Source organism: Alkalicoccobacillus porphyridii, assembly GCF_007293315.1.
Classification (GTDB): domain Bacteria; phylum Bacillota; class Bacilli; order Bacillales; family Bacillaceae_D; genus Alkalicoccobacillus; species Alkalicoccobacillus porphyridii.
Genome location: NZ_VLXZ01000371.1, coordinates 1 through 246 on the forward strand (window position 1 = coordinate 1; position 246 = coordinate 246).

Consider the following 246-nt stretch of genomic DNA (forward strand, 5'->3'; position numbering starts at 1 on the left):
AGATCCCCGCTGACCAGGATATGTGGTGGTCAGCGGGGATCTTCCGCGATGTTTATCTGGTCGGAAAACACCTAACGCATATTAACGATTTCACTGTGCGTACCGACTTTGACGAAGCCTATTGCGATGCCACGCTTTCCTGCGAAGTGGTGCTGGAAAATCTCGCCGCCTCCCCTGTCGTCACGACGCTGGAATATACCCTGTTTGATGGCGAACGCGTGGTGCACAGCAGCGCCATTGATCATT

At 53.7% G+C, this 246-nt stretch carries 1 protein-coding gene; it reads left to right on the plus strand.

Features of this window, described 5'->3' with window-relative positions:
* On the plus strand, positions 1-246 hold a 246-nt coding region (locus tag FN960_RS24640), incomplete at both ends, for a hypothetical protein (RefSeq protein WP_221936875.1).